This is a genomic window from Pseudomonas bubulae, from assembly GCF_037023725.1.
Classification (GTDB): domain Bacteria; phylum Pseudomonadota; class Gammaproteobacteria; order Pseudomonadales; family Pseudomonadaceae; genus Aquipseudomonas; species Aquipseudomonas bubulae.
In genome coordinates, this window is the sequence record NZ_CP146077.1 from 3715218 (window position 1) to 3740342 (window position 25125).

Annotated in this window: 25 protein-coding genes; 13 read left to right on the forward strand and 12 right to left on the reverse strand. The window is 59.5% G+C overall.

What is annotated here, in order from left to right; translation table 11 throughout:
* The 3 genes from V6L81_RS16905 to V6L81_RS16915 are packed head-to-tail and all read left to right on the forward strand — an operon-like array spanning position 1 to position 3700.
* Entirely contained in the window at positions 1-1071 is a 1071-nt protein-coding gene (locus V6L81_RS16905; protein WP_095002844.1) for a microcin C ABC transporter permease YejB, read from the forward strand.
* Positions 1071-2093 (forward strand): ABC transporter permease, encoded by a 1023-nt coding sequence (locus tag V6L81_RS16910; protein ID WP_095002845.1) that lies wholly within the window; start codon positions 1071-1073, stop codon positions 2091-2093. The genes V6L81_RS16905 and V6L81_RS16910 overlap by 1 nt, the downstream gene beginning before the upstream one ends.
* A gap of 8 nt (positions 2094-2101) precedes the next feature.
* Positions 2102-3700 carry an ABC transporter ATP-binding protein gene (locus V6L81_RS16915; RefSeq protein WP_095002846.1) on the forward strand — a complete coding sequence of 533 codons (1599 nt, stop codon included), beginning with the start codon at positions 2102-2104 and terminating at the stop codon, positions 3698-3700.
* A gap of 78 nt (positions 3701-3778) precedes the next feature.
* Here the strand turns inward: V6L81_RS16915 and V6L81_RS16920 are convergent, their stop codons facing one another.
* Positions 3779-4516, reverse strand: a complete 738-nt coding sequence (locus V6L81_RS16920; RefSeq protein ID WP_095002847.1) for a hypothetical protein — start codon at positions 4514-4516, stop codon at positions 3779-3781.
* 207 nt (positions 4517-4723) lie between these two features.
* Here V6L81_RS16920 and V6L81_RS16925 point away from each other — a divergent pair, with 207 nt between their 5' ends.
* The 3 genes from V6L81_RS16925 (at position 4724) to V6L81_RS16935 (ending at position 7065) form a co-directional block, all read left to right on the forward strand.
* Positions 4724-5530: an ABC transporter substrate-binding protein gene (locus V6L81_RS16925; protein ID WP_095002848.1), complete on the forward strand. Its 807-nt coding sequence runs from the start codon at positions 4724-4726 to the stop codon at positions 5528-5530.
* Between the two features lie 134 nt (positions 5531-5664).
* A complete protein-coding gene (locus V6L81_RS16930; RefSeq protein ID WP_095020718.1) occupies positions 5665-6393 on the forward strand; it encodes an amino acid ABC transporter permease in 729 nt (242 codons plus the stop codon).
* Positions 6394-6396: 3 nt separating this feature from the next.
* On the forward strand, positions 6397-7065 hold the full coding sequence (locus tag V6L81_RS16935; protein ID WP_095002850.1) for an amino acid ABC transporter permease: 669 nt from the start codon (positions 6397-6399) through the stop codon (positions 7063-7065).
* Positions 7066-7169: 104 nt separating this feature from the next.
* On the opposite strand, the gene V6L81_RS16940 is transcribed toward V6L81_RS16935, so the two are convergent.
* The 4 genes from V6L81_RS16940 to V6L81_RS16955 all read right to left on the reverse strand — a co-directional run bounded on the left by V6L81_RS16940 (position 7170) and on the right by V6L81_RS16955 (position 11694).
* Complete coding sequence (locus tag V6L81_RS16940; RefSeq protein WP_095002851.1) at positions 7170-7505, reverse strand: DUF3325 domain-containing protein; 336 nt, start codon at positions 7503-7505, stop codon at positions 7170-7172.
* A 1-nt stretch (position 7506) separates the two neighbouring features.
* Positions 7507-9045: a PepSY domain-containing protein gene (locus V6L81_RS16945; RefSeq protein WP_095032049.1), complete on the reverse strand. Its 1539-nt coding sequence runs from the start codon at positions 9043-9045 to the stop codon at positions 7507-7509.
* Positions 9042-9332 carry an iron transporter gene (locus V6L81_RS16950; RefSeq protein ID WP_095002853.1) on the reverse strand — a complete coding sequence of 97 codons (291 nt, stop codon included), beginning with the start codon at positions 9330-9332 and terminating at the stop codon, positions 9042-9044. The genes V6L81_RS16945 and V6L81_RS16950 overlap by 4 nt, the downstream gene beginning before the upstream one ends.
* Positions 9333-9435: 103 nt before the next feature.
* Positions 9436-11694: a FepA family TonB-dependent siderophore receptor gene (locus V6L81_RS16955; RefSeq protein WP_095020720.1), complete on the reverse strand. Its 2259-nt coding sequence runs from the start codon at positions 11692-11694 to the stop codon at positions 9436-9438.
* Between the two features lie 306 nt (positions 11695-12000).
* Here V6L81_RS16955 and V6L81_RS16960 point away from each other — a divergent pair, with 306 nt between their 5' ends.
* The 3 genes from V6L81_RS16960 (at position 12001) to V6L81_RS16970 (ending at position 14281) form a co-directional block, all read left to right on the forward strand.
* Positions 12001-12342: an FKBP-type peptidyl-prolyl cis-trans isomerase gene (locus V6L81_RS16960; protein WP_095002855.1), complete on the forward strand. Its 342-nt coding sequence runs from the start codon at positions 12001-12003 to the stop codon at positions 12340-12342.
* Positions 12343-12377: 35 nt separating this feature from the next.
* The gene (locus V6L81_RS16965; RefSeq protein ID WP_338660178.1) at positions 12378-13487 is read left to right on the forward strand and encodes a DUF1615 domain-containing protein; all 1110 of its coding nucleotides are present in this window, start codon (positions 12378-12380) and stop codon (positions 13485-13487) included.
* A 254-nt stretch (positions 13488-13741) separates the two neighbouring features.
* Positions 13742-14281, forward strand: coding sequence for a DUF1523 family protein (locus V6L81_RS16970; protein ID WP_095002857.1), 540 nt, complete (start codon positions 13742-13744; stop codon positions 14279-14281).
* Positions 14282-14371: 90 nt separating this feature from the next.
* Here V6L81_RS16970 and V6L81_RS16975 read toward each other — a convergent pair whose 3' ends face one another.
* Both V6L81_RS16975 and V6L81_RS16980 read right to left on the reverse strand, forming a co-directional pair.
* Entirely contained in the window at positions 14372-15673 is a 1302-nt protein-coding gene (locus tag V6L81_RS16975) for an MFS transporter (RefSeq protein WP_095002858.1), read from the reverse strand.
* Positions 15674-15946: 273 nt separating this feature from the next.
* The gene (locus V6L81_RS16980) at positions 15947-16810 is read right to left on the reverse strand and encodes a sensor domain-containing diguanylate cyclase (protein WP_095018626.1); all 864 of its coding nucleotides are present in this window, start codon (positions 16808-16810) and stop codon (positions 15947-15949) included.
* Between the two features lie 183 nt (positions 16811-16993).
* Between V6L81_RS16980 and V6L81_RS16985 the strand changes: the two genes are divergently transcribed.
* Positions 16994-17365, forward strand: coding sequence for a GFA family protein (locus tag V6L81_RS16985; RefSeq protein WP_338660179.1), 372 nt, complete (start codon positions 16994-16996; stop codon positions 17363-17365).
* A 57-nt stretch (positions 17366-17422) separates the two neighbouring features.
* On the opposite strand, the gene V6L81_RS16990 is transcribed toward V6L81_RS16985, so the two are convergent.
* A complete protein-coding gene (locus tag V6L81_RS16990) occupies positions 17423-17803 on the reverse strand; it encodes a RidA family protein (protein ID WP_095002861.1) in 381 nt (126 codons plus the stop codon).
* A 160-nt stretch (positions 17804-17963) separates the two neighbouring features.
* Here V6L81_RS16990 and V6L81_RS16995 point away from each other — a divergent pair, with 160 nt between their 5' ends.
* Positions 17964-18866, forward strand: a complete 903-nt coding sequence (locus V6L81_RS16995) for a LysR family transcriptional regulator (RefSeq protein WP_095020727.1) — start codon at positions 17964-17966, stop codon at positions 18864-18866.
* Here the strand turns inward: V6L81_RS16995 and V6L81_RS17000 are convergent.
* Positions 18814-19398 (reverse strand): TetR/AcrR family transcriptional regulator, encoded by a 585-nt coding sequence (locus V6L81_RS17000; protein ID WP_095018624.1) that lies wholly within the window; start codon positions 19396-19398, stop codon positions 18814-18816. The two genes, V6L81_RS16995 and V6L81_RS17000, sit on opposite strands and share 53 nt — an antisense overlap.
* A gap of 105 nt (positions 19399-19503) precedes the next feature.
* Here V6L81_RS17000 and V6L81_RS17005 point away from each other — a divergent pair, with 105 nt between their 5' ends.
* Together V6L81_RS17005 and V6L81_RS17010 are read left to right on the forward strand one after the other, a co-directional pair.
* Positions 19504-20004 (forward strand): HPP family protein, encoded by a 501-nt coding sequence (locus V6L81_RS17005; protein WP_095002864.1) that lies wholly within the window; start codon positions 19504-19506, stop codon positions 20002-20004.
* 202 nt (positions 20005-20206) lie between these two features.
* Complete coding sequence (locus V6L81_RS17010; protein ID WP_338660180.1) at positions 20207-22357, forward strand: TonB-dependent receptor; 2151 nt, start codon at positions 20207-20209, stop codon at positions 22355-22357.
* 42 nt (positions 22358-22399) lie between these two features.
* Here V6L81_RS17010 and V6L81_RS17015 read toward each other — a convergent pair whose 3' ends face one another.
* The 3 genes from V6L81_RS17015 to V6L81_RS17025 are packed head-to-tail and all read right to left on the reverse strand — an operon-like array spanning position 22400 to position 24894.
* Positions 22400-22903, reverse strand: a complete 504-nt coding sequence (locus tag V6L81_RS17015) for a RidA family protein (RefSeq protein WP_095026701.1) — start codon at positions 22901-22903, stop codon at positions 22400-22402.
* 51 nt (positions 22904-22954) lie between these two features.
* Positions 22955-23350, reverse strand: coding sequence for a cytochrome c (locus tag V6L81_RS17020; protein WP_238705514.1), 396 nt, complete (start codon positions 23348-23350; stop codon positions 22955-22957).
* 14 nt (positions 23351-23364) lie between these two features.
* Positions 23365-24894, reverse strand: coding sequence for a flavin monoamine oxidase family protein (locus V6L81_RS17025; protein WP_095020784.1), 1530 nt, complete (start codon positions 24892-24894; stop codon positions 23365-23367).
* Positions 24895-25125: the final 231 nt, after the last annotated feature.

Sequence of the window (25125 nt, forward strand, 5' to 3'; positions counted from 1 at the left end):
ATGCTGCATTACATCAGCCGTCGCCTGTTACTCATCATCCCCACCCTGCTGTGCATTCTGGTGGTCAACTTTATGATCGTGCAGGCCGCCCCCGGTGGTCCGGTGGATCAGGCCATTGCCCGCCTGCAGGGCTTCGGTGGCGCTGCGGTCGGCGGCGGCGGTGGCGAAATGGCCGCGGCCGCCGGCGGGGCCAGCCGTAGCAGTCGCGGCCTTGACCCGGCCTTGATTGAAGAAATCACCAAGCATTACGGCTTCGACAAACCCATGCACGAGCGTCTCTGGCTGATGCTCAAGAACTACGCGCAACTGGACTTCGGCAGCAGTTTCTTTCGCGGGGCCAAGGTCACTGACCTGATCGTGGAGAAGCTGCCGGTATCCATCTCGCTGGGCCTGTGGGCGACGCTGATCACCTACCTGATTTCCATTCCGCTGGGCATCCGCAAGGCCATACACAACGGCAGCGCCTTCGATGTATGGACCAGCACGGCGATCATCATCGGCTACGCCATGCCCGCCTTTCTGTTCGCCATTCTGTTGATCGTGGTGTTTGCCGGCGGCAGTTATGTCAGCTGGTTCCCAGTGCAGGGCATCGTCTCGGACAACTTCGACAGCCTGAGTTTCTTCGGCAAGATCGGCGATTATCTGTGGCATATGGTACTGCCCGTGTCGGCGCTGGTGATCGGCGGTTTTGCCACCCTGACCATCCTCACCAAAAACAGCTTTCTCAACGAAATCAGCCGACAGTATGTGGTTACCGCGCGGGCCAAAGGCCTGACCGAGCGCCGCGTGCTTTACGGCCATGTGATGCGCAACGCCATGCTGCTGGTGGTAGCCGGGATTCCCCAGGCGTTGATCGAGGTGTTCTTTGCTGGCTCCCTGCTGATTGAAACCATCTTCAACCTCGACGGCATCGGCCGCATGAGCTACGAAGCGGCGGTATCACGGGACTACCCGGTGGTGTTTGGCACCCTGTTTCTGTTCACCCTGTTCGGCCTGCTGATCAAGCTGATCGGCGACCTGTGCTACACCCTGCTCGATCCCCGTATTGATTTCTCGGCGAGGACTGCCTGATGTTCAACCTCTCTCCTCTTGGCCGTCGCCGCCTCAAACATTTCAAGGCCAACCGCCGTGGCTGGTGGTCACTGTGGATTTTTATCGGGCTGTTCGTGGTATGTCTGGGCGGTGAACTGATTGCCAACGACAAGCCCCTGGCGATTCACTACAAGGACAGCTGGTACTTTCCGATTGTCAGCAGTCACCTCGAAACCGATTTCGGCGGCGAGTTGCCCTTTGAACCCGACTACCGCAGCGACTACGTACGCAAGCTGATTGCCGATCAGGGCGGCTGGATGCTCTTCGCGCCGATTCCGTTCAGCTACGACACCGTCAACTACGACCTCCAGGAGCCCTCACCCAGCCCACCGAGCGCCACCAACTGGCTGGGCACTGACGATCAGGCCCGGGATGTACTGGCCCGCGTGATCTTCGGCGCACGGATTTCCATCCTCTTTGCCTTGATCCTGACCGCCATCAGCACCGTGGTGGGCATTACCGCCGGTGCCCTGCAAGGCTTCTATGGAGGCCTGGTCGACCTGCTTGGCCAGCGCGTGCAGGAAATCTGGGCCGGGTTACCGGTGCTGTACCTGCTGATCATTTTGTCCGGCTTTGTCGCTCCGAGTTTCTGGTGGTTGCTGGGCATCATGGCGCTGTTCAGCTGGCTGGCCCTGGTGGATGTGGTGCGCGCCGAGTTCTTGCGCGGGCGCAGCCTGGAGTACGTCAAGGCTGCGCGGGCCCTGGGCCTGACTGACGGCGCACTGATGCGCCGGCATATCCTGCCCAACGCCATGACCTCCACCCTGACCTACCTGCCGTTTATCCTGACCGGTGCCATTGCCACCCTCACCGCCCTGGACTTTCTCGGCTTTGGCATGCCCCCGGGCAGCGCATCGCTGGGCGAACTGATCGGCCAGGCCAAACACAATCTGCAGGCGCCGTGGCTGGGCCTGACCGCGTTCTGTGCGCTGGCGCTGATCCTGTCGCTACTGGTGTTTATCGGCGAAGCCTGCCGCGACGCCTTCGATCCCCGGACCTGAGAATTGACATGACCAACACACTGATAGAAATCCGCGACTTGCGCGTGAGCTTTGCCGGGGCAGAAGTGGTTCACGGCATCAACCTCGATATCCGCCGTGGCGAGTGTATGGCGCTGGTGGGCGAGTCGGGCTCGGGCAAATCGGTGACCGCGCACTCGATCCTGCGCCTGCTGCCGGGCAAGGCTGTCGAGACCCAAGGCAGTATCCGCTACGACGGCGTCGATCTGGTGCATGCCAGCGAAGCCCAGTTGCGCAGCTTGCGCGGCAACCGCATTGCGATGATCTTCCAGGAGCCGATGACCTCGCTCAATCCGCTGCACACCGTGCAAAAACAGATCAGTGAAATCCTTATCACCCACAAGGGCCTGAAAACCCGCGCTGCGCGGCAACGCACCCTGGAGCTGCTGGAACTGGTGGGCATCCGCGAACCGGCCAAGCGCCTCAATGCCTATCCGCACCAACTGTCTGGCGGGCAGCGCCAGCGGGTGATGATCGCCATGGCCCTGGCCAATGAGCCGGAACTGCTGATCGCCGATGAGCCGACCACGGCGCTGGATGTGACGGTGCAGCAAAAAATCCTCGAACTGCTGATCGACCTGCAACAGCGCCTGGGCATGTCGTTGCTGCTGATCAGCCACGACCTCAATCTGGTGCGCAAGATTGCCCAGCGCGTGTGCGTGATGCGCGGTGGCGAGATTGTCGAGCAGGCCAGTTGCGAGGCCCTGTTCAACGAGCCGAAGCACCCCTACAGCCGCATGCTGATCGAGGCCGAGCCCAGTGGCCGACCGGTACCGGGAGAGCACCGTCACAACCTGCTGCAAGTGGACAACCTGAAAGTCTGGTTCCCCCTGCCCAAACCGCTGTTCAGTCGCGAGCGACACTTTATCAAGGCGGTGGATGGGGTCAGTTTTGAACTGAAAAAAGGCCGCACCCTGGGCATCGTCGGCGAGTCCGGCTCGGGCAAATCGACCCTTGGCCAGGCTATTTTGCGGCTGGTGGACTCAGAGGGCGAAATCCGCTTCGGTAATAAACAACTGAACATCCTCAGCCAGAACCTGTTGCGCCCGTTGCGCCGGCAAATGCAGGTGGTGTTCCAGGACCCGTTTGGCAGCCTGAGCCCGCGCATGTCGGTGCAGCAGATCATCAGCGAAGGCTTGCTGGCCCATGACATTGGCACTGAGCAAGAACGCGAGGCGGCGGTGATCCGGGTCTTGCAGGAAGTGGGCCTGGACCCGCAAAGCCGTCATCGCTACCCCCATGAGTTCTCGGGCGGGCAGCGCCAGCGCATCTCCATTGCCAGGGCGCTGGTCATGGAGCCGGAGCTGATACTGCTCGACGAACCCACCTCGGCCCTGGACCGCACGGTGCAAAAACAGGTGGTCGACCTGCTGCGCGACCTGCAGGCCCGGCATGGCCTGACCTACCTGTTTATCAGCCACGACCTGGCGGTGGTGCATGCCCTGGCCCACGACATGATCGTGATCAAGGACGGCAAGGTGGTGGAACAAGGGGATGCGCAGTCCATCTTCGACAACCCGCAACACCCCTATACCCGGGAACTGCTGCAGGCCAGCAGCTTGAAGACACAGGAGCATGAGTTTGCATAAACGCCCGCCCCCGTAGCAGCCTCGCTCCGCTCATCAGCTGCTTGTATGTTGGTGCTAGGGCCTTCCTGTGGGAGACGGTTAACTCCAGAGGCTACGTACCCAGCCCACTGCACGTTTACACAACGCTCTGGTTTTGTAGCAAAGACAATTGGTGTCCGGAGCATAAACGGGGTTGCTGCTGACCAACCCCAGCGCCTGCAAGTCAACCTGAAACGGCGCAGCGACAGCCCCCCAGCGTTTAGCTTGCTGTATCAGAGCAAAAATCATGGACACCGCCAAACAAGCGATAAACAACCAGAAACCGACCTTGTACCAGGTGATATATTGATTTAAATGCAGCTCAATCGCCGTGTTCATGTCGCTGTGAACCAGCAAATATATCCCTGCGCCAAGGGCGAACGGGAAAATGTCCCCCAGGTATCGCAAAAAGATTTTTGCGTACTGCCTGCAATTTCGCTCCATTCCCACGACAGGAATGATCTGTATATCCGTGATATGCAGTACATCACCGTGGGCCGTTTCATCGGCTGGGGTCCAGATCACGTCGCCTACCGCCCGCGTCCAGTACTGCCCCATAAATCGCTTGAAAAACAATAGGGTGAACAATGGGTGCGGCTTGAATTTCTCAAGTGCTTTTCCGGTGAAAACCAGTGCCGATTTTGGTGCGATTGCGCTGGTAGTGGCGTAGCGGCTGTGCTTGAACAGGTCGAGTGTATAAACCCGACCCTGGGTGTTGACCTTGAAATGTCGCTGGGCAAAGACGGTTACCGGCACCTTCGAATAATGAATCAAGGCTTTGGTCTTACAAAACAGCATCACAGGTAGTTCCGTCCAGAAAAACCGTGCAGCCTAGAGCAGTTTTTGGCCAATGGCCACTATCTAGCGAGTAAGGCTCAAGGCCCTTGCACTGCAAAGCCCTTATATCTCCAAATCGAATATATAAATCATTTTATATTCTTTTTTAAAAGCTAATTTTCCTGCAAGACTCTCGTCATAACTCTTCCAACTCATGATGAGAACGAAATGAAAAAATTCACTGCCCTCACCGCCCTGACCCTGGCTGTCCTGTCTGGCCTGGCCCATGCCGATCGTCTGGATGACATCAAAAAATCCGGTGTGCTGCGCGTGGCGTCCTTCGACAGCAACCCGCCCTTTGGTTTTGTCGATGCCAACAGCAAGCAGATCGAAGGCCTCGACGTCGACTACGCCAAGGCCATCGCCGACAAGCTGGGCGTGAAGTTGCAGTTGCAGCCAACCAACCCGGCCAACCGCGTACCGCTGCTGGTGGCCAACAAGGTGGACCTGGTACTGGCCAACTTCACCATCACCCCCGAGCGCGCCGAGCAGGTGAATTTCAGCATTCCGTACTTTGCTTCGGGCCAGCAATTTATCGTCAAGAAAGGCACCCTCACATCCCCCGAGGAGCTGAACAAATGGCGCGTAGGGGTGGACAAGGGCACGGTCAATGAAGGCGTGCTGCGCGAGAAATTCCCCGGTGCCAAAGTGGTGGCCTACGATGACACCCCGTTCGCCTTCACTGCCCTGCGCAACGGTAACGTCCAGGCCATCACCCAGGACGGCCCGAAGCTGATCGGCCTGCTGGCCAATGTGCCGGACAAGGACAAATACGAAGTGCCGCCGTTCACCATTTCCAATGACCTGATCGGTGTCGGTATTCCTAAAGGCGAAGCGCGCCTGACCGAGGTGGTCAACCAGACCCTCACCGACCTCGAAGCCCAGGGCAAGGCCCAGGGCATTTATGACGCCTGGTTCGGCCCGACCACCAAGACCCCGCTGACCCGCCTGTACAAGATTGGCGACAAGAGCTAAGCCACTGCCTCTGTGGGAGCGAGCCTGATCGCGAAGACTTTTCGCGAGCAGGCTCGCTCCCACAGTTCCTGTCTCCTTCAGCCCGTCACGGTCAACCGGACGGGTTTGCTCGTTTCTGGATGGACGCTGTTTCTATGTTCGGTGAACTGCTTGCCCCGCAATACCTGCACTGGTTGCTCGATGGTTTTGTCCTCACCCTGATCCTTTCCCTGCTGACCTGCCTGGTGGCTACCGGGCTGGGATTTTTGCTGTGCCTGGCACGCATCTCGCCTTTGCGTGTGTGGTCGTGGCCGGCACGGGCCTACCTGGCCCTGTTTCGCAACACGCCACTGCTGGTGCAGCTGTTTTTCTGGTACTTCGGGGTCACGGCCATGCTGCCCGAAGGGCTGGTGATGTGGCTCAACCAGCCGCGCAGCCTGTCACTGGGGCTGTTTGAAGTTGACTGGCCGTCGTTTGAGTTTCTCGCCGGGTTCTGGGGGCTGATGCTCTACACCGCCGCTTTTATTTGCGAGGAGTTTCGCGCCGGTGTCAGTTCGGTGCGGGTGGAACAACGGGCGGCAGGTCTGGCGCTGGGCTTGAGGCCGGCACAGGTGTGGCGCTATATCGTGTTCCCGCAGGCGCTGCGCACGGCGTTGGGACCGTTGCTGGGCCAGTATATGAACGCCCTGAAAAACTCGTCTCTGACCATGGCCATTGGCTTGGCCGAGCTGTCCTACGCCTCGCGTCAGGTCGAGACCGAAACCTTCAAGACCTTTCAGGCCTTCGGTTTTGCCACTCTGCTGTATGTGGCCAGCATTGCCTTGCTCGAAGTACTTGGCCAATTGATTGCACGCAGCAAGTGGTATCGCCAGGGAGGGGTGTAAGTCATGGATTTTTCGGTTATCAGCGACAACTTTTCGTATTTCATGCTCGGTGCCTGGCCCAACGGACCTTTGGGCGGTGCAGCACTGACGCTGCTGCTCAGCCTGTTGTCGGGGATCATCTCGGCACTGCTGGGGCTGGTGCTGGGCATTGCCCTGGTGATGATTCGCGGCAAGGTGCGCTGGCTGTTGTTGGGTGTTCTGGGCTTTTTGCGGGCAATTCCGGTGGTGATGCTGATTTTCTGGAGTTACTTCCTGCTGCCCATCCTGTTCAAGGTCGATGTACCCGCGCTGGCCACCGTGGTGTGTGCGCTGTCGTTGATCGGCGGTGCGTACCTGGCCCACTCGGTGTATGCCGGGATCAGCAGCCTGCCGGCCGGGCAATGGGCGGCGGGCAAGGCTCTCGGCCTGGGTAGCTGGCAAGTGTTGCGTCTGATCATTCTGCCGCAGGCCCTGCCGATGATGCTGCCCTCCTTCCTCAACCAATGGATTTCACTGATCAAGGACACCTCGCTGGCGTACGTGATCGGGGTCGGCGAGCTGTCGTTTGTTGCCACCCAGATCAGCAACCGGGTGATGGTGCACCCGACGGAAATCTTCCTGTTTGTGGCGCTGGTGTACTTTGTGTTGTGCAGTGGCCTGGACTGGATGGCCAATCGGTGGGTCAAGCGCTAACCACCTTCTCACCTGTGGGAGCGGGCTTGCTCGCGATGGCATCACTGCGGTTTGCCTGGCAGACCGCGTTGTCCAAATCGCGGGCAAGCCCGCTCCCACAACGATCAGTGCAAGGTTGCGATCACCGCCCAAACCGGCACAAAGCCCATTGGCAGCCACACGGCCAGTCGCGGCCGATACGGCAACAGCATCAGCAGGCTAAAACCGCTCAACGAGATCATGCCAAACCAGCCCACCGGCCCCATCGCCCAGCCCCAGGCCAACCCGCAAAACCAGAAACTCAGCCCCAGGCTTAGCCAACCGGCAACCCTTAGCACACGGCGCAAGCGGGCCGCAGGCGGCTTTCCCCACACCTGTTTGTAATGACGTTCCAACCCCTGGCACAAGGTAAGCATGCCGATGTAAGCGAACGCCAGTGCAGCAAAATAATCAGCCAGCATCTCAATTTACCTCGGCCATGACGGCGGTTTTTTTACGTGGCACCCGCTCAACCGCCGGTTGCGAGACTTTCCAGCAGGCCCACAGCAACAAAGCGCCCAGGGCCATAGCAGTCAGCTCGACGCCCATGCTGCTGTGCAGTGCCCAAGGCCGGTTGACGGTGAAGACACTCAACAACGGCAAGGCCAGGCACAACCCTCCCGCCAACCCGAGTTGCTCGCGCCAGGCCTGCATGCGCGGGCGCAGCAAGGCATGGGCAAAGCTCAACGCCCACATGCCGAAGAACACATTCAATTCAGCATCCGCCCGTTCGGTCATCCCCGACGGCAACAGCCGGTTGCCCCACAACAGGCTGATGCAGGCCAGGCTCAAGCCCGCCATAACGGTGACATTGATCGCCTCGACCAGACGGTAGAGCACCTGGGCGACGCGACTTTCACTGGCGTATTTGCGCCGCCGCTTGACGGTGAACAGCACCAGCCCGCTGGCGATCATGGCGCTGCTGATCAGGCCGCAAATAAAGTACAGCCAGCGCATCGGGTAACCGCCGAACTGGGCAAAGTGCAGCCCGGAAATCACCCGATGGGTCAGCACCGTTGGGCGCATTTCAGTGGGGCCGGACAACTGCTCGCCGGTGACGCCGTCAAAGCGCATGCCCTGGCCCTTGGTCAGGGCAATGCGATTGCCCAGGATCGGACGAATCTGGATTTCGGCATTGCTCATGCCGGGGTTGCTGATGCTGATCCCGCCCAACGGCCCCATGACAGCCCGGGCCTGGCTCAGCAACGGCCCCAGGGCCACCAGCGGTGCAGGCTCTGCGGTTGCCGGGCGCTGTACGGCAACGCTGGCCGGCGCCTTGTCCTGTGCCTTGAAAAAGGCCTCGCGGTCACCATCGAACAATGCATCCATGGCCGCCGGCATATAGATCACCAGAAAAATCGCCAGCCCGGTGTAGGTGATCATCAAGTGAAAAGGCAGCAACAGCACGGCACTGGCGTTGTGCGCGTCAAGCCACGAGCGCTGGCCTTTGGCGGGACGAAAGGTGAAGAATTCCTTGAAGAACTTCTTGTGGATCACGATGCCGCTGACCAAAGCCGCGAGCATGCCCATGGCCAGCGCACCCACCAGGTAAATGCCGATCATGCGCGGCATGTGCAGGGTGAAGTGGAACAGAAAGAAAAACCGCCCTCCTACCGTTTCGCGAACCGGCATCACCTCGCCGGTATCCGGGTCCAGGGTCACCGACACGCCATCACGGCGCCCGCCGGTGGAGGCCTGCAATTGCGGCGAGCGCTCATAGGGCAGGCTGATACCCCACTGTTTTGCGTCAGCCTTGTGCGTCTGCAAGTAGCTCAGTGCGCGTTGCGCGGCCTGCTCATCGGTCAGGTGGTGGGCCGGCAGCTCGGGGGTCATCCAGTTGTCGATCTCCTGATCGAACACGGCCAGGCTGCCGGTCAAAAAGATCACGAACAACAACCAGCCGACGATCAGGCCACCCCAGGTGTGCAGCCAGGCCATGGATTGGGTCAGGGTCTGTTTCATCCCAGTCGCTCCAGCAGTTGCGGCCAAAAACCGATGGCGGCCAGGGGCACGGCGAGCACCGCGCCCATCCAGGCCGACCACTGGTGGCGGGCAGCAAATGCCCACAAAATGGCGAAGGTGTAGATCACAAACGACAGCAGGCTGGCGACGATCATCGCGTCTACATTGTCCAGCGGCAGCAGCCGCGCCAATGCCGCAGTAAAGGCATAGGTAAAGACATAACCACCAACCAGTGCTGCCAGTGTGCGAGACACGATCGGCGCCCAGGCCGACGTTGCAAGTTTCATGTGTTCAATCCTCTATCGAGCTCCGGTTTTTGCCTGCGCCAGATGCGACAACGGCGCGACACCCGTTTTCACGGATGTCGCGCCTGCATGGGCCGCGGTGTTGTCAGAACGAACTGGTCACAGACGCAAAGTACGCACGGCCTGCCTCGTTGTAGGTTTGCGCGCCCGCCTCGTCCGAGTTGCCCTTGCGGTACAGTTGCTTGTCGAACAGGTTGTTGATGCCCACCCGCACACTGAAGTTTTTGTTGAACTCATAGCCGCTGCTCAAGCCCACCAGACCATAAGGATCGACGGGCTGCTGCACCGACTTGTCCAGTGCTTCATTGGCGCGGTTGTTGCGCTTGGGCGCTTCCTGCTTGCCGTAGTAAGTCCCGCTGACCTGGAACGACAGTTTTTCGGTGGCGTACCAGTCGAGCATGGTGTTGACGGTGTACTTGGGAATGATGCTCAGCGGGTCGCCGGTTTCCTTGTCCTTGCTTTCGATCATGTAGGTCAGGTTGGTGTTCCAGTCCAGATCCTCACGCAAGCTGACAAACAGGTTGCCTTCCACCCCCTGGACGATGGCCTTGCCGCTGTTTTCCCATTGCAGCACGCGACGGCCGTTGGGCAGGCGGAATGCCGATTCGTTGCTGGCATTGATCTTGTTCTGGTAGTCGTTGCGGAAATAGGTGGCGCTGGTGCGCCAGGTGCCCTTGTCGAACGCCAGACCGATCTCTTTGTTGACGCTGATTTCCGGTTTGAGATCCGGGTTACCCACCAGGTAGCAGCCACCGATATTCACTTCAACCGAGCTGCAGCCACCACCGCGGCTGTACAGCAGGTAGTTGGGGTTGGACTGGTACAGGTTCGGGGTCTTGTAGGCCCGGGCAATACCGCCCTTGATGCTCAACTCATCGGTGAGCTGATGCGAGGCGTTGAGGCTCGGGCTCCAGTTGCCGCCAAATTCGCTGTGGTGATCGAAGCGCACGCCGGGGGTAACGATGGTTTTGGCGCCGACTTCGATATTGTCTTCGACGTAGAACGCATAGCTGTTGGCCGTGGTTTTGGTTTGTGTACGGTCCGTACCCGGCAGGCCGGGTGTGCCGTCAGCCCCCGGATCCCAGCTTTGCGGACGCAACGATCCCGGGTCATTGAGCGACTCGTAGAGATATTCACCACCCAGAGTCAGTACCTGGGCGGTGCCCATGTTCAGCGGCAGATTGACCTCACCTGTAGCGCGGGTATTGCGCAGACGCGATTCAAAACTGCCGGCGCTGGCAGAAGGTGCACCTTCACCATAACCGGCCAGGCCTTCGTTGAGACGCGCGTTGCGGGTCAGGTCGTGGGTCAGCGAGGCCGAAGTCGAGCCCCAGTCAAACGAACCATTGTGGGTAGCCGAAAAGGTGCTCCGCTGCAGCACGCTGGTCTCTTTGCCGGTCAGGCTGTTGACGAAGTCACCCCCGCTGTTGAGCATGGTGTCGCCGGCAAAAATATTGCCCTGGCGGCTGTAGCTGGCTTCCAGGTCCAGGCTCTGCTCAGGGGTGAATTGCCAGCTGAGCAGGCCGTTGATGTCTTTGTTGCGCACGCCTTCGCGCCCCGCCACGACGCTGTCGGGGGAGGCCTGGGCAGCGGTATTGATGCCCGGATCGTCAGCATCGGTCTTGTTCAGGCCGCCATACACACGAAACACCAGATCATCCGTGATCGGCCCGCTGAGGTTGAAGTTGGTGCGTTTGCTGACACCTTCGGCGTCGTCTTCCGGCGCCAGGTAATAGGCGGTCAACGAGCCTTTTAGCTTGTCCGATGGACGCTTGGTGATGATATTGACCACCCCGCCCATTGCCCCTGAACCGTAGCGCGCCGCTGCCGGGCCGCGCAGGATCTCGATGCGCTCGACTTCTTCGGCCGGTACCCAGTTGGTTTCGCCACGGGTATCACGGTCGCCGCTCCAGCCATAGCGCTGGGCGTTGCGCGAAGAAGACGGCTTGCCGTCGATGAGGATCAGGGTGTTTTCCGGGCCCATGCCACGCAGGTCGATCTGCCGGTTATTGCCGCGGGCGCCGCTGGAACTGTTACCGGTGAGGTTGACCCCGGGTTCGCGACGAATGATGTCGGACAGGTCATTGGCCGGCGGGCGTTTCTTGATGTCTTCGGCGGTGATGATCGACACGCCGGGTGCCTGCTTCAGCTCCTGGGCAGCAGTGCCCAATACACGGGTTTCTTCGAGTTGCAACGCCTGGCGGGTGCCATCCACCGGCAAATCGGTGGCCTCTACCGGTACTTCGTCACGCTCACGCTCAAGTGCGTCGGCAAGCAGGGTGGGCGAAGCCAGAGCGGCCATGAGAGCCAGTGAAAGATGACTGCGGTTGAATCGAGACGACATGTCCAGTTGATCCCTTAACAATGGAGTGTGCTCAGCAGGCCAAAGGCTGGTAATTGCTGACGCACGACCTCGAAAGGACCTACGTGTTTAGCTTTCCCCGGCACTGCCAGGGCTGCGATGATAGGGGCTCTCATTTGAGAGTAAAGCGCAAATGACATCAATACTCATTTGGAAGTTCCGCAATCCCTTTGTTTTAGAGCCTTTTCCTACATAAAATAATTAATACAAAATGTAACAATGCCTTTGGATCAACAAATCCCCCTGCCCTGTACAATCCTTCATCCTACTTTTTTGAGCCTTATCGCCATGACTGACGAACTGCACATCACTGACCTGTTACCCGGAGACGGTAAAGCGGTGGTCAAAGGTGCCCTGATTACCACGCACTACACCGGCTGGCTCGAAGACGGCACGGTATTCGACTCTTCACATCAGCGCGGCAAGCCGTTCCAGTGCGTGATCGGCACCGGGCGAGTGATCAAGGGCTGGGACATCGGCCTGATGGGCATGCAGGTCGGCGGCAAGCGCGCACTGCAGGTACCCGCGCACCTGGCCTATGGTGAAAGAAGCATGGGCGCGCATATCACACCGAACTCCAACCTGCGGTTTGAGATCGAACTGCTGGAAGTGCTTACACGCGACGATTGAGCGCGACTGCAGGTTGCGCACTAATAGGGAGTTAAATGCTGGTGAATCGATTTTTCAGGTGTTGTTTACCGATTATTCCGCTAATGGTACTGGCAGGTTGCAGCAGTCAGAGCACACAAACACTGCCAAGCCGGACTCCCGACCAGACCCGCGCCCGCATTGTGCAACTGCTCCCGGCCAAGGTTGCAGACCGCACCGGCTGGGCAACGGATATCCAGGTCGCATTCACTGCCCAAGGCCTGGCGGCCACCGATGAAAACCTCTGTTCCGTGCTGGCTGTGACCGAGCAGGAATCGACCTTTCAGGCCGACCCGCCGGTACCGGGCCTGGACAAGATCGCCCGCAGCGAAATCAACCGCCGCGCCGGCAAGCTGCATATCCCCGAATTTGTAGTGCGCAGTGCCTTGAGCATCACTTCGCCCGACGGTAAAACCTACAACCAACGCCTGGATGCGGCCCGCACCGAGGGCCAGTTGAGCGCCATTTTTGATGATTTCATCGGCATGGTGCCACTGGGCAAAAGCTTGTTTGGCGGCTTGAACCCGGTGCATACCGGCGGGCCAATGCAGGTCAGCATCGCTTTTGCCGAAAAGCGTGCACGGGACTATCCCTACCCGGTGGCCCACTCGATCCGCCAGGAAGTCTTCACCCGCCGCGGTGGCATGTATTTCGGCATCGCCCATCTGCTCGGTTACCCGGTGGACTACAACCAGTCGCTGTACCGTTTTGCCGACTTCAACGCGGGCTGGTACGCCAGCCGCAATGCCGCTTTTCAGAATGCCGTCGGCCGTGCATCTGGCATACCGCTGGCACTGGATGGCGACCTGACTATTCCGGGCTCTTACGCGGTTGGCTCCACCGAGCGGGCTGTACGCGCCCTGGGCAAGCAACTGGGCCTGAGCAATAACGCTATCCGCCGTCAGCTTGAAAAAGGCGACAGCCTGGACTTCAACGAAACCGACCTGTACCAGGACGTGTTCGCCCTCGCCGACCGCCAGCAAGGCAAGCCGCTGCCCCGTGCGGTATTACCGGGCATCACCCTGCAAAGCCCGAAAATCACCCGCAACCTGACCACCGCCTGGTTTGCCCAGCGGGTTGATGAACGCCGTCAGCGTTGCATCAGCCGGGCAGCGGCCAGCCGTTGATTTTCTGTGGGAGCGAGCCTGCTCGCGAGGGTATCGACACGATCTACCTCACAGACCTTGTCGTCAGTATCGCGAGCAGGCTCGCTGCCACAAAGAGAGGTGCGCAGGCCTGCGAGCAAACGCACAGCTAAAATGCTACAAATTATGTAGCCAGCGCATGCAGGCCTTGTAGTCCCTTGGGCAGGCTGCGATAAGCTGCGCCGCAAGTTCAATCAACAGTCATCAGGAATAATTGATATGTGCGTGGTTTTTGCATGAAATGGCTCAAAGGCATCATTCTGGGGGTCATCCTGCTGGCAGTCGGCGCCGTGGGGCTGGGGCTGTTTTACTTTCTGCCCCAGCACGATGTGGTGATGGTCACGGGGGTTGAGGTCAAGCGCATGGATCACAACGGTGTGATCAGCGCAGAAAACCCGGCTGACGGCCCGACCCGGGATGTGTACTTCATCAACACTGAAGACCCGGTGACCAAGGAGGTCATGGTTTATCGCAACGAAGACACCGGCTGGTCCTTCCCCTGGTATTTCAAGTTCGACTCTGCCGATATCCAGGCCAAGGCCCAGGGTTACTCCCGCGATGCCAACCAGCTGGCGCTGATCCGCTACTACGGCTGGCGTATCAAGATCTTCTCGGTGTTCCCCAACATCACCGCGATCGAAGCCACCAACAGCCGGGATGAGCCTTTCCCCTGGTTCAACACGGTGTTCTTCAGCGTGCTGGCACTGCTCTTGATCGTGATTGCCGTCTTTATCAAGCGTCGCGTCAAACGTCGCCCGCAAATGCCGGTCAATTGATCGCTGCGCCCCTGCGGGGGCGCATTCCAGGGGCCGTCAATCGGTCACCCGCGACACCCTCCCCTACGGCCACACCGGCAGTCCTTGACCTCAAGGTTTGCCGGTAGCAACAGCCAACTCGTCTGACACCTCACCATCGGCCTCGCGCTCATGCTCCAGCACCGCCTGGGCCAGGTCTTCGGTGACGCGCATCTCGACCCCGACGGCCGACATTTGTGCCGCCGCGGTAAAGGGTGCAGCGGTCACTGGCTCCGAGCCCTTGGCACGACGCCAGGCAAACAGCAGCACCAGGCCCAGGTTCAGCGCGGCCAGGGCCCAGAATAGCCCGGCTTCACCGACCCGGGTCATCAGCGGCGAAATCACCAGCGGGCTGATGGCACAGCCCAGGGAGTTGATCAGCAACAGGCCCTGGATCATGCTCACAATCGCCCCCGACGATGCCCGATCCGCCGCATGGCTGACCGCCACCGGGTAAATCGCGAAGATACCGCCCCCCAGCAGAAAAAACGCCACTACCAGTAACGGCGAACCCGCTGGCAGCATCAGGATGATCAATGACAGCACTGCGCAGGCAGCGCCCAGCACGATCAATACCAGATGCCGGTCCTGATGGTCCGACCAGCGCCCGACCGGGTACTGCAACAGCATGGCGCCAAGAATCACCCAGGCCATCATATGCCCGACCTCGGTCACGTCCAGGCCGATACGTTGCAGGTACAAGGGCAGCAACGCATACACCGCGGCAATGGCAATACCCGAACCAAAACAGCCAATCACCCCGGTGGGCGTGGCACGCAGCAACTGCAAGGGCATCAGCGGTTCTGCGCGTTCAACAATCGGGGTTGCCCGCGGCAACATGACAATGGGCAACAACGATAGCGAGGCCAATATGGCGGCGATCATAAAGGGCACCGTGTCACCGGTCAGGGCAATGGCGCCCAGGTTGACCTGCCCCAGCAACCCCGCACCGTAGAGGGCAATCATGTACAGGGCCAGCAGGCGCCCGCGAATCTTGGGGTCGGCGGCCATCAACAACCAGCTTTCCACCACCAGGAACACGCCGACGCTGGCCCAACCGTTGACCAGGCGCAGGACAAACCATGTCCAGGGCTCGGATGACATGCCCTGGAACAGGATCGAGGTGGCAATCAATGCCGCGAAGCAGCTGTACGCGCGGATATGACCGATGCGTACGATCAGCCGGTCATTGAAGATCGAGCCCAGGGTCAGCCCGATAAAATACGCCGAAGACACGATACCGACCATGGTCGCCGACTGGCCCATGGTGTCCAGGCGCAGGGTAGTCAGCGAGGCAAGCATGCCGTTGCCGATACTGATGATAAACAGCCCAAGTAACGGCGCCAGCGCCATCGCCAGCAATTGGACAGACATGATTGACTCAAGACCTCATTGATCAATGGATAACCCGCTCGGGCAAAAGCACAGCGGCACCTGCCGGCAAAGGCCGGGGCGAGACAGAAAAACCGGGGTGTGTGATTGTGCATCCTCGACGCCACGGACGTGGCCGGCGAGTGACAGGCAGGGCTCAAGACAAGCATCGACCAGGCAGAATCAGGGCGCGCATAGTAGCCGCAGACAGGTACAAGTTGAAGAGCGCGGCCCGGGATTTGTCAGGCCATTTTGACGCAGGTACCCTCCCCCTTGTTACCCGGCTCTGGAACCGTGCCTTTTTATCCGGTACATGTCGCCATCGGCATGGCTGAGCAACGTATCGGCATCCTCTCCGTCCACGGGGTAAAAGGCCATGCCAATACTGCAGGATGGCATTTTGATCCCGCCGAATTCAGCCCCGAGCGGCTCGGCCATCGCCGCAGTAATCTGTTCGATTTTCCAGGCCACGTCGTCCGCGGACTGGATATCGGTCAACAGCACGGTGAACTCATCACCGCCCATGCGCGCCACCGTGTCCGATTCGCGCACACAACGGTGCAGGCGTTGCGCAGCCATGCACAACACGCGATCGCCCATGGCATGCCCATAGACATCATTGATGTCCTTGAAGTCATTCATATCCACAAACAGCAGGGCCAGGGTGCCTTGGCGCCGGTGTGCTGCACGCAGGGCAGATTCCAGGCGGTCATTGAACAGCGAGCGGTTAGTCAGTTTGGTCAGCGGGTCGTGATGGGCCAGAAAACGCAATTCGTCCTCGGCCGCCCTCAAGGCTGTCACGTCCCGCGCAACCCCGATCCGCGCACCGACATCCTCAGACCAGAAGGCAGCCCAGAGGATATGCACGACAGCGCCATCCTTGCGCACATAACGGTTGCGAAAATCGACATGAGCCTGGCCATTCATCACCCGAACAATGGAGGCCCGTGAAATCGCCAGGTCTTCAGGGTGTATATAGTCCGTGATCAGGGTCCCCGTAAGCTCGTCGGCACGGTAGCCGAGCAGGGTCTGGCAGGCATCACTGACAAAGGCAATCCGGTTGTCCCTGTCGACCACAAACACCGTGTCCAGCATCAGGTGGATCAGTTTGGGATAGAGCGCCTGCAGGTCAACGGCCATAGCTCAGGGTGTCCGATTTGAAAATCGCCTTGATCATAGCCTGATAGCAAAGCAATGGCCAAATTACCATTTTATGTGGCATTTTTGGCGTCAAAATCCGGACGTCCGCCTCTCTCACAGTGACATCCAACGGATTGCATCGAGGTGCTAAAGTCAGCATTTGCTCAAACACAGGGACGACCCATGACAGGGCGATATCAAGGAAGCTGCCTGTGTGCAGCGGTCCGTTATGAACTGCTCACAACGCCAAAAGCAGTGAGTCATTGCCATTGCGGACAGTGCCGCAAAGGCCATGGCGCAGCATTTGCTTCCTATGCCAGCATTGCGCGCCGCGCATTGCGGATAGTCCAAGGGGCGGACAGGATCACGGCCTACTCTTCTTCGCCGTCAGTGCTGCGCGAGTTCTGCTCTCAGTGCGGTTCGACCCTGTTCTGGTCACGCAGCGAAGGTGAATTTGCCGACTGGATTTCCATAGCACTGGGCACGCTCGACAGCCCCTTTGTGGCACAAAAGCAAACACACCTTTACCTCGACTCGCCTGTGCACTGGGTTTGACCCTCGCCCTATGGGAGAGGGTCAGGGCGAGGGGCTTTCAACCCCTTCGCCTTGTTATCAGCCCTTGGCCGCCATGGCCGTCACTTCAACCCGCATCCCCGCAACGGCCAGCTCGGCCACGCCCACAGCTGCCCGCACCGGCCAAGGCTTGGCAAAAAATCGCTTGTACACTTCATTGAACGCTGCCCGATCAGCCATATCGGTCAGGTAAATGGTCAGGTGCAACACCCGCTCCATCGAGCTGCCCGCCTTCTCCAGCGCCAGCTTGAGCGCCTGCAATGTGCACTCGCTCTGCTCGACAATCCCGCCCAGTTCCAGGCTGCCATCCGCACGGGTTGGAATCTGCGTCGAAACCAGCAAACCCGCAAAGCCGGCAACATCCGAAGAGATGGAGTCCGCATCAGGATCAGGGATGAAAGTCAGGTCGTGTTGCGACATAAGTGATCACTCGCTTGAGTTAAAACACCTATTGTCCAACGTCCGCTCGCGCCGTGCGCGTCTTTTTGCGCAGCAGCACATTGCCGTGCTTGGCTAAAACTGCCCGTGATCCATTACCATGCGCTTCGCCATGACGTCGTTGCATAGCCTGGAGTGCTCTGTGGAAATCAAACACCTGCGATCATTTGTGACCCTGGCCGAAGAGCTGCACTTCGGCCGCGCCGCGCAACGGCTGTCCATCGTGCAACCGGCCCTGAGCATGCAGATCAAAATGCTTGAAGAAGAGCTGGGGGTGCGTTTGTTCGAGCGTAACCGGCACTCGGTGGCACTGACCGAAGTGGGTACTCTCTTCCTGCCCGAAGCCAGGGCCACGCTCTACCAGTCGGCCCATGCCGCGGATGTAGCCAGGGCGTGCGGGCGCGGCGAAATCGGCCGGGTACGCTTTGGTTTTGTGTCCTCGGTACTGCCCCAATTGCTGCCAAGGCTGATCCGCTCGCTGCATGCCCGCTTCCCGCGCATCGAACTGGAACTCAAGGACATGCCGGGCCCGGATCAGGCCGTAGCACTGAAAAACGGCCAGCTTGATTTCGGACTGATGCGTCTGCCGGCCACCATCCCGGGCATCCAGACCCGCGAAGTGCTGCAGGAAAGCTTTATTGTCGCCCTGCCCGGCGACCATCCGCTGGTGGCCTGCACCAGCCTGCACCCAACCGACCTGAGCCAGCTGCCGGTGTTTATCCTGGCCCGGCGCTACGCCCCCGGTTTTTACGACGAAGTGATGCAGGCGCTCACCCACCGGGGCGCGCATCTGCAAAACGCAACCGAGCTGGGCGAGTTCACCACCATGCTGGCGCTGGTCTCTGCCGGGTTGGGGGTCGGTTTGCTGCCGGCCAATGCCGGCCGCGCATTACCTGCCAATGTCATCTCCAGGCCGCTGGAACTGCAGGGCTACCGGGCAACGACCGGGCTGGCATGGACCGAGCTCAACAGCGCAGTGAAAAGCACCGTGTTCAGCTTGCTGGATGAGCTCTTTGCGCCGGGTCAGCAGCCCGTTGAGCACTGAGCAAAACCAGCATCTCCTTGCCCGCCATGATCAGCTCAGGGCACGCACCATTGACCTGGCAGGACACGATCAGGCCCTCGCCGATCAGCAGTAACTGCATGGCTGCCACGCGCGGATTCATATAGCCCGCTTGCGCACATATTTCCTCAAGATAGGCCTGAAGGGCCTGCTTGTGCTGGTGCGCCAGCCTGTGCGGCTGCTCTGACAGACTGGCATATTCAGCGGATGCATTGATAAAGGCACAGCCGTAAAAATCCGCTTCCTGAACCCAGGATGCTATGAAATCAAGGTAGCCAGCCGGGCGCTGTGAGACCGCAACCGCATCCACTGCCGCTCGCACTTTCGCCATGAACTCGTTGTGGCGGAGTTCCAGAGCTGCCTCGACCAGATGGTCCTTGCTGGAAAAATGCCGGTACAGCGTCTTCTTGGTAACGCCTGCCTCCTGGCTCAACTGCTCCACCCCGGTGGCGTGAAAACCCTGTCGATAGAACAGGCGCAGGGCGGCGCGGGTGATTGCATCAGACGTACTCATGGGTACTGGCCTCCTGTGGAATGCAACACAGTGTATACCGATCGGTTGACTTGCAGGGATACCGATCGGTATCCTTTTGTCACATCCCCCGTCGCGAGTACTCCCATGTCTGCACGTCGCCTGCTCACATCCGGTGCGCCAGCCGCACCCTCCCTGCGTTTTACGCTGACATCGTTTATGGGTGCAGTCATCGCCATTGGTGCTACTGGCTGGCTGAGCAACCTGTCAGGCACTCCATGGCTTATGGCTTCAATGGGGGCCAGTTGCGTATTGGCCTTTGGCGTCCCCGACTCGCCGCTGGCTCAACCACGCAGCATCATCGGCGGGCATGTCATATCCACCCTGGTCGGACTGATTATTTTGCATACCCTGGGCAATTCGTGGTGGGCCTGCGCATTGGCCGTCGGGCTGGCTCTGGTTGCCATGCAACAGTCCCGTACCCTGCATGCCCCGGCAGGGGCCAACCCGATTGTGGTGCTGATGACCGGCGCGCCGCTGTCTTTTCTGCTGACCCCGGTGCTGGCGGGCTCCATTGTGATCGTGGTGGTTGCCTGGTGCCTGAATAACACACGCCACCGCGGCAGTTACCCCAAGTACTGGTGGTAGTGCGCTGCCTGCAACACCAAAGTAAATGATAAACATTCCTGCTGCTGATACGATTCAGCCCCGCTGCCGAGTCTGAAACGCGCGTCATAGCCGTTTCAACCCACGCACTGAACAGCGAAGTATCAACAACTTCGCACCGTTTATTGCCCGGTTCTCGGCAGCGCGTTCAGTTATCTGCCGTCATTGGTGTGGAGTGTTACGGATGTTGCAAAGGAAGCATGGATTCAAACGGGCAGGCTTTGTGCCACTGGGTGTATGTACCGGCCTGGTGATCAGTTGCACGGTGCTTGCGGGTGAAAACGCGCCCATGCAACTGCCCAGTATTCAGGTCGACGGCGTGCAATCTGCCGAAGACGATACGGACTACCGTGCGGGCTACAGCTCGACGGCTGACAAGACTGAAACGCCCTTTCTGCAGCAGTCGCAAGTGGTCGATACAGTGACCCGCCAGCAACTCAAGGATCAAGCACCGCAAACCCTCGACGACGTGATCAAGTTCATGCCCGGGGTGGTGGTCAGCAATAACTTCGGCGGCACCCAGGACAGTTTTATCAAGCGCGGATTCGGTAATTCCGATGATGGCGGCGTATTGCGCGATGGTGTACGCATGCCCATCGGCCGCAACTTTCAACGTGTCACCACCGAGCGCGTGGAGATGCTCAAGGGCCCTGCTTCACTGCTCTACGGCATGCAGGAACCCGGCGGAGTGATCAACGTGATCACGAAAAAACCGCAGTACCAATGGAACAGCACACTGGGCGGCACCCTGAGCGATCAGGGCGGTGGCGATGGCTGGTTCGATGTCACCGGGCCGCTGGGTGACAGCGGGTTCGCCTTTCGATTGATCGGGCAAAACCGCGACGAGGATTACTGGCGCAACTTTGGTCAGAACAAGTCGAAACTGGTCGCCCCTTCGCTGTCCTACGAGTCTGACGATCTGTCGTTTCTCGCCGCTTATGAATACAACGACTACAGCAATACCCTGGACCGTGGCGCGCTGTTCTACAACGGCCATCATGTGGGCAGCCGCGACAAACGCCTGGACGAAAAATGGACCCGCGCCCAAGGCCAGCGCCAGTCGCTCAACACCACCACCGAGTACCGCCTCGACCCCACTTCAAGGGTGCGCCTGACCACGGGCTGGGTGTATGACCATTACAACGACTACCAGGCCGACCCCAGTGAATATCGCCCGGCAACAGGCGAGCTGACCCGGCGGTTTCGTCGTAACGTGGGCGCCAACCGGGAGAACGCTTACCTGTCGCTGGACTGGATTGGTAACAAGACCTGGCTCGGTATCGATCACGACCTGGTCACGGGTGTCGACTATGAAACCCGCCGCGAAGCCAACGGCGACTTCCTGCAAAGCAGCAATGTCGGCGGTTTCTACCCGGCCGACCCGCAGTATGGCCTGCTGCCGCCGGTGGGTAAGGTGAACCCGTCCAACACCAACGGCAAAAGCCATATCAAGGGCCAGTCGCTGTACGTCAAAGACACTATCCACCTGGGCGAAAAATGGATTCTGGCCCCGGGCCTGCGCTATCAGCATTACTCGATCGACTCTGGCGCGGGCCTGGACTTCAAGCAAACCACCGATGAGGGCGAATCCAGGCTTTTGCCCTTCCTGGGGCTGGTGTATCAGATGCGTGACGACCTCTCGCTGTATGGCAACTACAGCCAGTCATTCGCACCCAATGAGATGGAAACCGGCACCACGTTCGAAGGCACCTACAAGTCTGAAACCGGCCGCCAGTACGAAGTCGGCATGAAGTATGACAACGGCGACTGGACCAGCCAGTTGGCGGTGTACGACATCCTGAAAAAGAACGTACAGCAGAACACCGGCGAGCTCGACGCGTTCGGCAATATGATCCAGCGCATTGCCGGTGAAGTGCAGTCAAACGGTCTGGAATGGAGCATGAGCGGACGCCTGAACGCGCAGTGGAGCGTCATCGCCAACTACGCCTACACCGATGCACGGATCAAAAAGGACACCCGGCAAACCGAGGGCAACCGCCTGTTCAACGTGGCCCGTCACGTGGGCGGGGCTTACCTGACCTATGAAGTTCCGGCCGATATTTTCGCCGGGCGCTTGCGCCTGGGCTCCGGGGCCCGTTATGTGGGCAAGCGCGCAGGGGATATCAGCAACTCTTTCGAACTGCCGGACTACACCACGGTGGATGCTTTTGCATCCTGGAAGACCAGCCATCTGCTGGGCAAGGAAACCTCACTGCAGCTCAACGCCAGCAACCTGACGGATCGCAGCTACTTTGTGGCTTCGGGCGGCAACACCCGGCGTGTGAGTTGGGGAGAAGGAAGGACGCTGCGCCTGACTGGAGAAGTCAGCTTCTAGCCTGACAGGCAGGCGCGCTCGCGCCTGCCCCTTGGCCCGGTGTTAAGGTCGGGCGGCCGTCACCTCGATCTCTACCAGGTAGTTGGGGTTGGCCAGGCCGGCTACCTGGAACGCCGAGCGGGTTGGCAGCTTGGGCTGGGCCTTGGTGCCGAAGAACTGGGTATAGCCCTTCATAAATCCGGCGAAATCCATTTTGCCGGTTTCCGGCGTGCCCACCAGATACACCTGCATCTTGATCACATCGCCCATGCTCAGGCCCAGGCTTTTGAGGGTAGCCTCGATATTTTTCAGCACGTTGACCGTCTGCACTTCGGTGTCGCCATAGGCCGCCAGGGTCTTGGGATCGGCCTTGCTGTCGGCAATAGGCGGCACCACGCCACTGAGGTTGACCAGGGTCACACCCGGTGGAATTTCCACGGCCAGAGAGATCGGGAAGTCCGAGTTGGGCAGCTTGTGACGGATCACTTCTGCGGCGTTGACCTGGGTAGTCATCAGGCCGGCCAGCACCGAGGTCAACACAAAAGCGGGGATCAATTTTTTAGACATTTTTGTATTCCTTGAGGGTCATGAAAAAAGCGCGCAGTCCATGGTTGCTTGTCAGCGTCGGGTGACCGCCTGAACATCCTCCACTGTCACGGAGTCAGCATAGTGATTGCCAAAATGAGTCCGTACATAGTTGACCACCGAGGCTATCTGCTGGTCATCCATGTACTTCTTGAAACCCGGCATACCGCCCTGCCCTGATGTCACCATATACACCGGGTACACCTTGGCCCCCAGTTTCTGGTTGGCAGCCAGCGCCGGGTAGGCGCCCGCCCCGTGGGAGCCCTGGCCTTCAGCCATATGGCAGCCCTGGCAGACCTGATTGAACAGAGCTTCGCCGCTGGCCTGATCGAACTTGCCGGAGGTGGACAGCATGGGTGCATCTTCAGCAAGCGCAGTGGCACTGACCAGCAGGCCTGCCAGGGTAGCGGTGGTTAAAGTCATTCTCATGGCTAACTCCTGGCTCAGGCCGCTTTCGCGCTGGCAATAATATGGGTATGCAGACGCTTGATCGCATCCTGGGAGGACAGGATCGCGCCCTCCATCCAGGCCGGGATATAGGAAGCATGCTCACCGGCAAGGACGATGCGACCGTCAATCTGGCACAGGTTCTTGTAATGCTGCTGGCGGGTTTCAGGGGTCCACAGGCCATAGCAACCGTTGGTCCAGGGCACGCGGTGCCAGCCGACGGCAATGCCGTTTTCGAACTCTGCCGGGTATTGGGGGTGGACCTGGGCACCGTACTCAACGGCTTTCTGCACGCGCATTTGCGGGCTCATGGCAGTGAACTCATAAGCGTTCGGCCCCCAGATATAGGCACCGAGCAATACGCCCTTGCCCTGCTTGCCATAGTCGGTGCTCGGGTAGCTGATTTTGCTGATCGGCGTATCGGTGTAACTGATGCCGCCGTAGATATGCTCATCCTGCTCCCAAAAACGGCGCTTGAATTGCAGTCCGACCTTGATCGAAGACTCGTAAGGCACGGCGCGGATCGCGCTCATCATCGGTGCACTGACATCAACCGGCAGTTGCCCGAGGATCGACAGCGGCAATGTGCACACGCACCAGTCGGCCTGCTCCTGCTGTGCCCCACCGCTGCCGTCGCTGTTTTGATAGGTCACGGTCACGCCTTTGTCGTTTTGCTGGATGCGCGTGACCTTGGCGTTGTAATGGATCAGGTCATTGACCTGCTTCTGGAAGGCCTGGGCAATCATGTCCATACCGCCTACGGGCTGGAAAATGCTGCTCTGGAATTCATATTCCTGGCCGCTGGCGATGCTTTGCCACAGATTCGAATCCAGCAGCGCCTTGCAGTCGATCGGCTCGGACGCCACCGCCTCGGGCATCAGGCCACCACCATCGTCCACGGCAAAGCCACGGCGCATGCTGGTCTCCAAGGATTTTTTGTAGGCGTTGCTGGCATCCAGCGCACCCCATTTGCGCATCACTTCCAGCAGGCGTTCGCGGTCTTCCCGGGTCAGTGCCTGATCCAGGCCGTGCTGATTGACGGCCTTGCTCAACAACTCGGCCACATGCCCCTGAAAGTCCGCCTGCACTTCACGATAACGCTGCGGCTTGCCGCCAAACGCCTTGGTGGAGTGCACCATTGCGTTGTAGTTGACCTGAATAAAGGGCTCCAGTGCGACGCCAAATTTGTGGCAGTAGTCGAGCACCGCATGGTGGTGATACGGGATGCGCCAAGGGCCGGGGTTGAGGTACAGACCCTTGTCGAATTCGCAATGCTGGGTAGCGCCGCCCAGCTCGGTGAAGCGGTCACCGCCACGCAACGTCCAGCAACGCCCACCGGGTTTGGCATTGAACTCCAGCACCTTGACCTGGTAGCCGGCCTTGCGCAGTTCGTAGGCGGCGGTCATGCCGGCCAGCCCGGCCCCAAGGATCAGTACGCGGGTGCCTTTCGGTGCGCCGCTCAAGGCGAAGTCACGCTGGTAATTTGATTCTGCGGCAAAGCCCAATGAGCTCATCGCCTGATACATCGCAGCGGCGCCTGCTGTCACGCCGATCCAGTTGAGTACTTTGCGTCGGCTCACAACCATTGCTTTCTCTTGCATGACCAGTCCTTTGCATCGAAGGGAAATACGCAGGCAATGACTGACGAACAACCCGGCATGCGGCATCGCCCGACCACAGAAATGTCTGCGCCCGGTGATGTCCCAGAGCAAGCGCTATGCCATGAATTAACGAAGGGAGAAAAAACCGCAACCAGA